This is a genomic window from Bradyrhizobium viridifuturi (assembly GCF_001238275.1).
GTDB lineage: Bacteria > Pseudomonadota > Alphaproteobacteria > Rhizobiales > Xanthobacteraceae > Bradyrhizobium > Bradyrhizobium viridifuturi.
The window spans coordinates 87861-96778 of the sequence record NZ_LGTB01000043.1; the positions used below are offsets into that span (position 1 = coordinate 87861).

The 8918-nt window shown below is 65.2% G+C and carries 10 protein-coding genes; 6 read left to right on the plus strand and 4 right to left on the minus strand.

All coding sequences use genetic code 11. The annotated features are described in order from the left end of the window. Positions 1-59 precede the first annotated feature (59 nt). Positions 60-458: a RidA family protein gene (locus ALC15_RS32445; protein WP_050630809.1), complete on the minus strand. Its 399-nt coding sequence runs from the start codon at positions 456-458 to the stop codon at positions 60-62. A gap of 143 nt (positions 459-601) precedes the next feature. On the opposite strand from ALC15_RS32445, the gene ALC15_RS32450 reads away from it, so the two are divergent. Then, a complete protein-coding gene (locus tag ALC15_RS32450; RefSeq protein WP_050630810.1) occupies positions 602-1477 on the plus strand; it encodes a DMT family transporter in 876 nt (291 codons plus the stop codon). Between the two features lie 85 nt (positions 1478-1562). On the opposite strand, the gene ALC15_RS32455 is transcribed toward ALC15_RS32450, so the two are convergent. Together ALC15_RS32455 and cysK are read right to left on the minus strand one after the other, a co-directional pair. After that, positions 1563-1802 carry a BrnA antitoxin family protein gene (locus ALC15_RS32455; RefSeq protein WP_029082626.1) on the minus strand — a complete coding sequence of 80 codons (240 nt, stop codon included), beginning with the start codon at positions 1800-1802 and terminating at the stop codon, positions 1563-1565. Positions 1803-1820: 18 nt separating this feature from the next. Beyond that, a complete protein-coding gene (cysK, locus tag ALC15_RS32460) occupies positions 1821-2795 on the minus strand; it encodes a cysteine synthase A (protein WP_050630811.1) in 975 nt (324 codons plus the stop codon). A gap of 242 nt (positions 2796-3037) precedes the next feature. Between cysK and ALC15_RS32465 the strand changes: the two genes are divergently transcribed. Continuing rightward, the gene (locus ALC15_RS32465) at positions 3038-3259 is read left to right on the plus strand and encodes a hypothetical protein (protein ID WP_050630812.1); all 222 of its coding nucleotides are present in this window, start codon (positions 3038-3040) and stop codon (positions 3257-3259) included. A 9-nt stretch (positions 3260-3268) separates the two neighbouring features. Here the strand turns inward: ALC15_RS32465 and tgt are convergent, their stop codons facing one another. Continuing rightward, on the minus strand, positions 3269-4402 hold the full coding sequence (tgt, locus tag ALC15_RS32470; protein WP_050630813.1) for a tRNA guanosine(34) transglycosylase Tgt: 1134 nt from the start codon (positions 4400-4402) through the stop codon (positions 3269-3271). Positions 4403-4669: 267 nt separating this feature from the next. On the opposite strand from tgt, the gene ALC15_RS32475 reads away from it, so the two are divergent. The 4 genes from ALC15_RS32475 (at position 4670) to ALC15_RS32490 (ending at position 8904) form a co-directional block, all read left to right on the plus strand. Next, positions 4670-5785, plus strand: a complete 1116-nt coding sequence (locus ALC15_RS32475) for a patatin-like phospholipase family protein (protein ID WP_050630814.1) — start codon at positions 4670-4672, stop codon at positions 5783-5785. A 96-nt stretch (positions 5786-5881) separates the two neighbouring features. Then, complete coding sequence (locus ALC15_RS32480) at positions 5882-6643, plus strand: TetR/AcrR family transcriptional regulator (protein ID WP_050630815.1); 762 nt, start codon at positions 5882-5884, stop codon at positions 6641-6643. 276 nt (positions 6644-6919) lie between these two features. Next, entirely contained in the window at positions 6920-7537 is a 618-nt protein-coding gene (locus ALC15_RS32485) for a PepSY domain-containing protein (RefSeq protein ID WP_050630816.1), read from the plus strand. Positions 7538-7866: 329 nt separating this feature from the next. Continuing rightward, positions 7867-8904 (plus strand): aspartate-semialdehyde dehydrogenase, encoded by a 1038-nt coding sequence (locus ALC15_RS32490; protein ID WP_050630817.1) that lies wholly within the window; start codon positions 7867-7869, stop codon positions 8902-8904. Positions 8905-8918 lie beyond the last annotated feature (14 nt).

An 8918-nucleotide genomic window follows, 5' to 3' on the forward strand; every position in this document is an offset into this window, starting at 1 on the left:
GTCATCCCCGAGGGCTTTTTGTTGGCCGCATAGCGGCGATCGCTCACGCCTCAACGGCGCTAGGCGGCAGGCACGAACGCCGTGACCTCGATCTCGACCTTGGCGCGCTGATCGACCAGCCCGTCGATATAGAGCAGCGTGGACGGCGGGAAATTGCGCCCGAGTGTCTCCTTCCAGGCGGCACCAATGCCGGCGCCCGCGGCCTCGTATTCGCTGCGGCTGGTCAGGTACCAGGTCAGGCGGACGATGTGCTCGGGACCGGCTCCGGCTTCGTTCAGCAGCTTGATGATGCGCTTCAGCGCGGTGCCGACCTGCGCGGCCATCTCGGGCGCGTATTCGCCCTTCTCGTCCCCACCGGTCTGCCCGGCCAGCACGATCCATTTTCCCGGGGCGTCGAACGCGACACCGTGCGCGAAGCCGCGGGGTTTCGACCATTCGGCCGGTTGCAAGACACGCATGAGCAGATCCTCCTGATGTGATTATTCCGGTCCTGCTTAGCATCGATCGCGCGTCCGACGCATCACCACGTCGGCAGATTTGCGCGTTGCAAATTCGTATCAGCTCGCTGATACCGGGCGTCCCGTCGCACCTTGCCCCCGTCATGGATCGGACACCCTCAAAGACCCGCGCAGCGCTCTGGATGTCCGGTTGGCTCGCGCTGATGCTGATCGTGGCGGTGGCCGGCCGCGAGGCGACACGCGAGGTCAACGTCTTCCAGTTGATGGCCGTGCGCGGCGTGCTCGGTTTCGTGATGCTGTATCCGCTGATCCACCTCAATGGCGGGTTCGCGATCGTGAAGACCGCGCGCATCCACGTCCACGTCGCGCGCAATCTGATCCATTTCTGCGCGCAGCTCGGCTGGTTCTATGCGCTGACCTTGATCCCGATCGGCCAGGTGGTCGCGATCGAATTCACGATGCCGATCTGGACCGCGATCCTAGCGGCGAGCTTCCTCGGCGAGCGGATGACATCCTGGAAGATCGTCGCGATCGTGCTAGGGGTGGTCGGCGTGGTCGTCATCGTCCGGCCGGCGACCGGTGCGATCAATCCGGGCCAGCTGATCGCGCTCGCCGCAGCGGTCGGCTTCGGCATCTCGGTCGCCGTGGTCAAGTCGCTGACGCGGACCGAGCAGACGCTGACGATCATGTTCTGGATGCTGGTGGTGCAGTCGCTCGCCAGCATCGGGCCCGCGCTCTATGTCTGGACCTGGCCGCCGCTCTCCACCTGGGGCTGGCTCGCCGTGATCGCATTCTGCGGCACGTTCTCGCACTACTGCATGGCGCGCGCCCTGCTCCACGCCGACGCGACCGTCGTGATCCCGATGGATTTCGTCCGCGTCCCTCTCACCGCGATCGCCGGGTGGCTGATCTATGCCGAGCAGCTCGACGCCTATACGGTGCTCGGCGCGGCCATGATCCTGGCCGGCAACCTGCTGAACCTGAAGCCGGGCGCAACAAGGCGAGCGCGCGCGAGCTGACGCTGCGTATCGCGACCTGCAATGCTGTTACGCGGTGATAGCAAGCAGCCCGGGGTTGATCCCGGGCTCCCTGCCGCGAAGGGGCTTACTTCCCGGCGGCCTTGCGCAACGCCGCGTTGATGCGGTCCTGCCAGCCGGGGCCGCCCTCCTGGAAGTACTGCAGCACGTCCTGATCGATCCGCAGCGTGACCTGCTCCCGGACACCGGGGACGGCCACGGTCTTTGGCACCGCGTCAGCGACCTTGGTGGTGGCGCGTTTGAACGCCGCCTCGGCTTCGCTACGGGCATCGTTCAGGGTTCGCGGTCGCCTCGGCTGATCGGCCATATCCTGGATTCCTGTGTCTCAGATTCCTTCAAACAGCACTGTCGAGAGATAGCGCTCCGAGAATGACGGCACAATCGCCAGGATGGTCTTGCCCGCAGCTTCCGGCCGCTTGCCGATCTGCAAGGCGGCCGCGATCGCGGCACCCGACGAAATACCGCCGGGGATTCCTTCATTGCGCGCCAGCGCGCGCGCGGTCTCGATCGCAGTCGCGCTGTTGATCTTGACGATCTCGTCGATCACGGAGCGGTCGAGGATGTCAGGGATGAAGCCAGCCCCGATGCCCTGGATCTTGTGCGGCGTGTGCTGGCCGCCCGACAGCACCGGGCTCTCCTCCGGCTCCACGGCGACCACGCGCAACGACGGCTTGCGCGGCTTCAGCACCTGCCCGACGCCGGTGATGGTGCCGCCGGTGCCGACGCCGGCGACGAAATAATCGATGTTGCCGCCGGTGTCGTTCCAGATCTCCTCGGCGGTGGTGCGGCGATGGATTTCGGGATTGGCGAGGTTCTTGAACTGCTGCGGCATCACCGCGTTGGGCGTCGTGCGCACGAGCTCTTCGGCAGTCGCGATCGAACCCTTCATGCCCTGCGCCGCCGGCGTCAGCACGATCTCCGCGCCGAGGAAGGCGAGCATCCGCCGCCGCTCGATCGACATCGATTCCGGCATCACGAGCTTCAGCCGGTAGCCGCGCGATGCCGCGACATAGGCAAGCGCAATTCCGGTGTTGCCCGAGGTCGGCTCGATCAGCACGGTATCGGCGTTGATGATGCCGGCCTTCTCCATCGCCACGATCATCGCCGCCCCGATGCGATCCTTCACGCTGGCCGCCGGGTTGAAGTATTCCAGCTTGGCGAGGATCGTCGCGTTGACACCGTTCGCCTGCGGCAGTCTGCGCAGCCGCACGATCGGCGTCGAGCCGATCGCATCGACGATCGAGTCAAAGACGCGGCCGCGTCCGGGTTGCACTGCACTCGTTGTCGACGGCGCGTCCATCAGGCGGCTCCTTGTTGCGGGATGTACTGGAAATATGCGGTCTTCTCTCATGTGGAGCAGCGCGTCATGCCGCGCAAGTGAGAAACCGCTGCGACGCACGTTCGCTGCATCTTCGTTGCATCGCAAAATCAGAACCCGCACAAATAACGTAAAACCTACGCATTTGTGTTGCGACAAGGTCAAACAAACGGGTCTATATACACTTTCGTCAGGTGCAGCTTAGAACGCAAAGGGAGGCGCACATGCCAGCACTTGCTGAAGTTCTGTCGACCGTCGCGTCCAGGCCCGATCCGCGCGGCAGCGATTTGCCGACGTGTCCGGTGTGTGCTGACTCAATGGTCGCGGCGGAGGCGTCCGCTTACCTGTTCGACAATCTGATCAGCTATCTCTGGACCTGCGACAATTGCGGTTACGGGTTCGTGACCAAGCACTCGGTGAAACCGATCCCGATCGTGTGCAACTGATCACATAGCTCATCTCGGAGCGATGTCACCGCGCGCCCAACCGGCGCGCGTTTTCGTTTTGAAATCCTCGAACGTACCGTTTGCCACCGCATCGCGGATGCCCTGCATCAGTTCCTGGTAATAGGCGACGTTGATTTCGGACAGCAGCATTGCCCCAAGTGTTTCGCCCGCACGCACCAGATGGTGCAGATAGGCGCGCGAATAGTCGCGTGCCGCAGGCCACGGGCTCTCTTCATCGAGCGGGCGCGGATCGTCGATATGGCGGGCGTTGCGCAAATTGATCTGCCCGAACCGGGTGAACGCCATGCCGTGGCGTCCGTTCCGTGTCGGCATCACACAGTCGAACATGTCGATGCCGCGCGCCACCGCCTCCAGGATGTCCTCCGGCGTGCCGACGCCCATCAGATAGCGCGGCCGATCGACAGGCAGCGCCGGCGCGGTCTCTTCGATCATCGACAGCATCACCGCCTGCGGCTCGCCGACGGCCAGCCCGCCGATCGCGTAGCCGTGAAAGCCGATGTCCGTCAGCCCGCTCGCGCTGGCGCGACGGAGATCGGGGACATCGCCGCCCTGCACGATGCCGAACAGCATGTAGCCGTCGGGTGCGCTCTCGAAGGCGCGCTTGGAGCGTTCGGCCCAGCGCAGCGACAGTTGCATCGCACGCTCGACGTCGGCGCGCTCGGCCGGCAGCCGCACGCATTCATCCATCTGCATCGCGATGTCGGAGCCGAGCAGCCGCTGCACCTCGATCGAGCGCTCCGGCGACAGCTCGACCTTGGCGCCGTCGATATGCGAGCGGAAGGTCACGGCCTTCTCGGTCACCTTGCGCAGCTCCGAGAGTGACATCACCTGGAAGCCGCCGGAATCCGTCAGCATCGGGCCGCCCCAGCCGGTGAAGCGCTGCAGGCCGCCAAGCCCGGCAATGCGCTCGGCGCCCGGCCGCAGCATCAAATGATAGGTATTGCCGAGCACGATATCGGCGCCGGCGTCGCGCACCTCGCGCCAATGCATGCCCTTCATCGCACCGGCGGTACCGACCGGCATGAAGGCGGGTGTCCGGACGGGGCCATGCGGCGTGGTCAGGCGCCCGGTGCGCGCGGCACCGTCGGTTGCCAGCAGCTCGAAATGATTGGGAAGATTCATGCGGCTGCTTATTGCGTGTCGCCGAAGCCCGATCAACCCGTCCGATAACAGCTTCCCCGCGACTTCGTGAACGCGAACGGCCCGACCAGCGCTTGCCCAGGAACAGAACGTCGGTTAAACAAAACGAAACCGTATCGTTTTATGTCAACAATATGGCGACCAAGCTTCCCGCCGCGACTCCAATCCGCGCCAAACCAGACCGAGATGTTCTCCCTTTTCAGCGCCCGGCCTGACCGCGTCCGCCATCGGACGGCAACAGCTCATGCGATGCGGCAACTGGCCCTGCTGTGCGGGCTCGCCTTCACCCTTGCGGCCTGCAGCTCGCTGCCGCGGACGCCCTACACGGCTGCCGACGCCGTCAATTCGCGGGTGCTCGATCTCGACGGCCTGCGCCGCTATGCCGACGAGCCGGCATCCAAATTCCGGCTCGAGAAGGACAACATCGCCCCGATCAAGACCTATCTCGCCCTCTCCGGCGGCGGCGCCGACGGCGCCTATGGCGTAGGTGTGCTCAACGGCTGGACCGCAGCGGGCAACCGTCCGAGCTTCTCGGTCGTCTCCGGCGTCAGCACCGGTGGCCTGATTGCACCATTTGCCTTCCTCGGCTCGCGCTATGACGAGACGCTGAAGGAGGTCTACACGTCAGGCATCGCCGAAAGCCTGCTGGACGATCCGAGCCTGATGCGGGTGCTGTTCGGCTCCGGCCTGTTCGGCAACAAGCGGCTGCGTGAGCTGGTGGCGCGCTACGTCGGCGACGACATCCTGAGCGAGGTGGCGCGCGAGAACGCCAAGGGCCGAAAGCTGCTGATCGTCACCACCGATCTCGACACCCAGCGCACCGTGATCTGGGACATGGGACGGATCGCAGCCGTCGGCACGCCCGAGGCGCTGCAGCTGTTTCGCGACGTGATGGCGGCCTCCGCCAGCATCCCGCTGGTGTTTCCGCCGATCATGATCGACGCCGAGGGCCAAGGCCGGCGCTTCCAGGAGATGCATGTCGACGGCGGCGTGACCGCACCAGTGCTGACGCTGCCGGACGCGCTGATGTTCCGCGAGCGTGCCTGGCCGGCCAATGGCCGCATGAACATCTACATCCTCGTCAACAAGAAGCTCGAGGGCAATTTCCAGCTGGTGTCGAATTCGACGATCGACGTCGCCTCGCGCAGCATTTCCGCGATCACGCAGGCGCAGACCCGCTCCGTCATTCTGTCGACCTATGATTTCGCCCGGCGCAACCGCCTCGGCTTCCATCTGTCCTATATCGAGCGCGACTACCCGGCCGCGGAAACCCAGGGCTTCGACACCGGCTATATGCGCGCGCTTTACCAGTACGGCTACGACAAGGCCGCCGCCGGGCACGCCTGGACCGCGACGCCGCCCTGAGCGACCTGCCCCGGGTACCGCCGCATGGACGAATCCGCACTGCGCGGGTTATAGACCGGACGAACCCGTCCGGCGCACAACGAGATGAATGGGCAAATGGGATTGACGGCTACCAGGGCCAAGGCGGCCAACAAGGCGGCCAAACGCGGCGTGATCAAGTCACGCGGCGGCCGGCCGACCCGGGACGCTGCGATCGAGCGCGACCAGCGGCTGATCGAGGTCGCCACCCGCCTGTTCCTCGAGCGCGGCTTCGATGCGACGTCGATCGATGCGGTGGCCGAGGCCGCCCGCGTCAGCAAGCCCACTGTCTATGGCCAATATGGCGACAAGCGCGGCCTGTTCACGGCGGTGCTCCGGCGCGAGATTGCGCGCTGGCTCGCCCCGCTCGCCGCCGCCGCGGCCGAAGCGCGGGGCGACGGCAACTGCGATGGCTCGGCCGAAGAACGGCTGATCGAGCTCGGCCGACAGCTGCTGGTGCTCAATTGCAGCGCCGACTCGATCGCCTTCAGCCGGATCCTGACCGCACAGGCGATCAACTTCCCCGAGGTCGCCAAGCTCGCCGTCGACGAGGGCTGGTCGAAGGCCGTGTCCACGACCGCCGATTTCTTCGACCATCTGGCCGACAAGGGCGTGCTCGATCTCGAGGACACCACGATCGCGGCCGAGACCTTCCTCAACATGGTGGTCGGCCACACCCACCGGATGGCGACGTTCGGGATCCCGATCGACATGAAGGCGGCCGAGACGCGGATGGAGGTCTCGATCCGGCTGTTCCTGGCCGGCGCCGTCGGGCCGCGGGACCGGCTGCACGACACGGCCAGGGAGGCCAGCAAGGCGCGCCGCCGGCCGGCGCGCTGAAACTTTCGCAGGATCGATTCATCGCCTTACACGTTGCCGTGATGAGTCTTGAATAAACAGAACGAAACCGTATTGTTTAGTTGCAAAGAGACGCGGGACCTAGTTCAGCCCCCCAACGGTTTTGTGTCGCCTTGTAAACTTCGATCGTCACGACGGAGCAGCCGCCATCGCTTCGTCTGAACGTTCGGCGGCCGACCTCTGACTAACGGGGGTCGGCCGCATCTTCTCTGCCTAGTTCTCTGCCTGGGGCGGCGGTTCGACGCGACGGATGCGACCATGACGACGGGACGACTACACGCACTGCGGCGTTGGGCATTCGGAACGGGGCTGCTTGCAGCCGTCGCGCTGGCCCTTCCCTTGGCGTCGCCGGCCCATGCGGTCACGAGCTCCGCGGCCGCGGCTCTCACTCCGCCCGACAATGACAGCGCGTTCGACATGCACGCGGTTCGGCGCGAGCTCGACAGCTTCCAGTCCGCCCAGATCTCGCTGCGCAAGGCGATGGCGATCGCCGAGGCGCTGCACGCCGGCTCGATCACCGCCGACATCAGCTTCGACGGCGCATCGTTTCCCGCGGTGTACCGGGTCAAGACCATGCAGCAGGACCGGATCTGGCGGCACGCCATCGACGCCGCAACCGGCGAAGTGGTGGGTGGCGAGGCCGCCTCGCCGCTGACGTCGCTCGACGCCGAAGACCGCGGCAACCTCATGGTGCTGAGGGCGCTCCGCCACCGCCTCGCCGATGCGGTGCGGGTTGCCGAACACACCACGTCGGGCAAGGCGATCAGCGGCGGCCTGATGCGCGACCGCGGCAAGCTCAATTTCGTCATCGTGGTGCTCACCGGCAGCGATCTGAAAGAGGTGATCCTGGAGCCGCCGGGCGCGCGCAGGCGCTGAGACCGGCTACGCTGCCAGGTTTTCTCTCGCCAGGTTTTCTCCGGCCAAGGTTTTTCCCTGCCAGATTTTCGCCCAAAAGCCGTTGACGGACGCCGATCTGTCCCGCATAAGTCGCCACCATGATCACCGCGACCAAACGCACCACCAAAACCACTGAGCTCTCCGGGGCCTCGGGAGGCGTGCGCGCGTAGTCGGTCGAACCGCATCATCTCTACCCGAAGCCCCGCCTGATGAAGGTCCGGGGCTTTTTTATTGCCTGCAGCACAACAGCATGATCCGGGAAAGTGGGAACCGGTTTTCCGATCAGATCATGCTCAACCGAGACTCGAATGGAGGACAAAGTGAGTAACGATCCCGTCGTCGCGATTGTCGGCGTCACCGGCGCAGTCGGCGCCGAATTCATCGCCACCATGGACAAGCGCGGCTTCCGCGTCGGCAAGCTGAAGGCGCTGGCGAGCGCCCGTTCGGCCGGCAAGACCATCGGCTTCCGCGGCAAGCCGGTCGTGATCGAGGAACTGACCGAGCGCGCCTTCGAGGGCGTCGACATCGCGCTGTTCTCGGCCGGCAGCGGCATCTCGAAGAAGTTCGCGCCTCTTGCAGTGAAGTCCGGCGCTGTCGTGGTCGACAATTCCTCGGCGTTCCGGATGGACCCGAACGTGCCGCTGGTGATCCCCGAGATCAACGCCAATCGCATCCGCGACCACAAGGGCATCATCGCCAACCCGAACTGCGCCGCCATCACCGCGCTGGTGCCGCTGTGGCCGATCCATCAGAAGAACCGCATCAAGCGCGTGATCATCTCGACCTACCAGGCCGCGAGCGGCGCGGGAGCCGCCGCGATGGAGGAGCTCGTCGAATCCACCCGCGCCAATCTCAACGGACAGGTCTACACCCCGAAGGTGATGCCGCACCCCTACGCCTTCAACCTGTTCAACCACAACACGGCGGTCGATCCGGAGACCGGCTACAACGACGAAGAGACCAAGGTCATCAAGGAGACCCGCAAGATCTTCGAGGACGAGAAGATCGCGATCGGCGTCACCTGCGTGCGGGTACCGGTGCTGCGCGCACATTGCGAGGCGATCACCTTCGAATGCGAGAGGCCGATCACCGAGGACCAGGTCCGCGCCATCATGGCGCAGGCACCGGGCGTCAAGATCGTCGACGACCGCGCCAAGAACTACTTCCCGATGCCGATCGACGCTTCCGGCCAGGACGACGTGCTGGTCGGCCGCATCCGCAAGGATCTCAGCGATCCCAGCGGGCATTCGATCTCGATGTTCGTCGCCGCCGATCAGTTGCTCAAGGGCGCTGCGCTGAACGCGGTGCAGATCGCGGAGCTATTGCCCGAACGCGCGATGGCGTGAGGGGCTTGTCGGGT

Coding starts and splice junctions, on each gene's coding strand:
- ALC15_RS32445 (WP_050630809.1), bottom strand. CDS start 458: ATGCGTGTCTTGCAACCGGCCGAATGGTCGAAACCCCGCGGCTTCGCG.
- ALC15_RS32450 (WP_050630810.1), top strand. CDS start 602: ATGGATCGGACACCCTCAAAGACCCGCGCAGCGCTCTGGATGTCCGGT.
- ALC15_RS32455 (WP_029082626.1), bottom strand. CDS start 1,802: ATGGCCGATCAGCCGAGGCGACCGCGAACCCTGAACGATGCCCGTAGC.
- cysK (WP_050630811.1), bottom strand. CDS start 2,795: ATGGACGCGCCGTCGACAACGAGTGCAGTGCAACCCGGACGCGGCCGC.
- ALC15_RS32465 (WP_050630812.1), top strand. CDS start 3,038: ATGCCAGCACTTGCTGAAGTTCTGTCGACCGTCGCGTCCAGGCCCGAT.
- tgt (WP_050630813.1), bottom strand. CDS start 4,402: ATGAATCTTCCCAATCATTTCGAGCTGCTGGCAACCGACGGTGCCGCG.
- ALC15_RS32475 (WP_050630814.1), top strand. CDS start 4,670: ATGCGGCAACTGGCCCTGCTGTGCGGGCTCGCCTTCACCCTTGCGGCC.
- ALC15_RS32480 (WP_050630815.1), top strand. CDS start 5,882: ATGGGATTGACGGCTACCAGGGCCAAGGCGGCCAACAAGGCGGCCAAA.
- ALC15_RS32485 (WP_050630816.1), top strand. CDS start 6,920: ATGACGACGGGACGACTACACGCACTGCGGCGTTGGGCATTCGGAACG.
- ALC15_RS32490 (WP_050630817.1), top strand. CDS start 7,867: ATGGAGGACAAAGTGAGTAACGATCCCGTCGTCGCGATTGTCGGCGTC.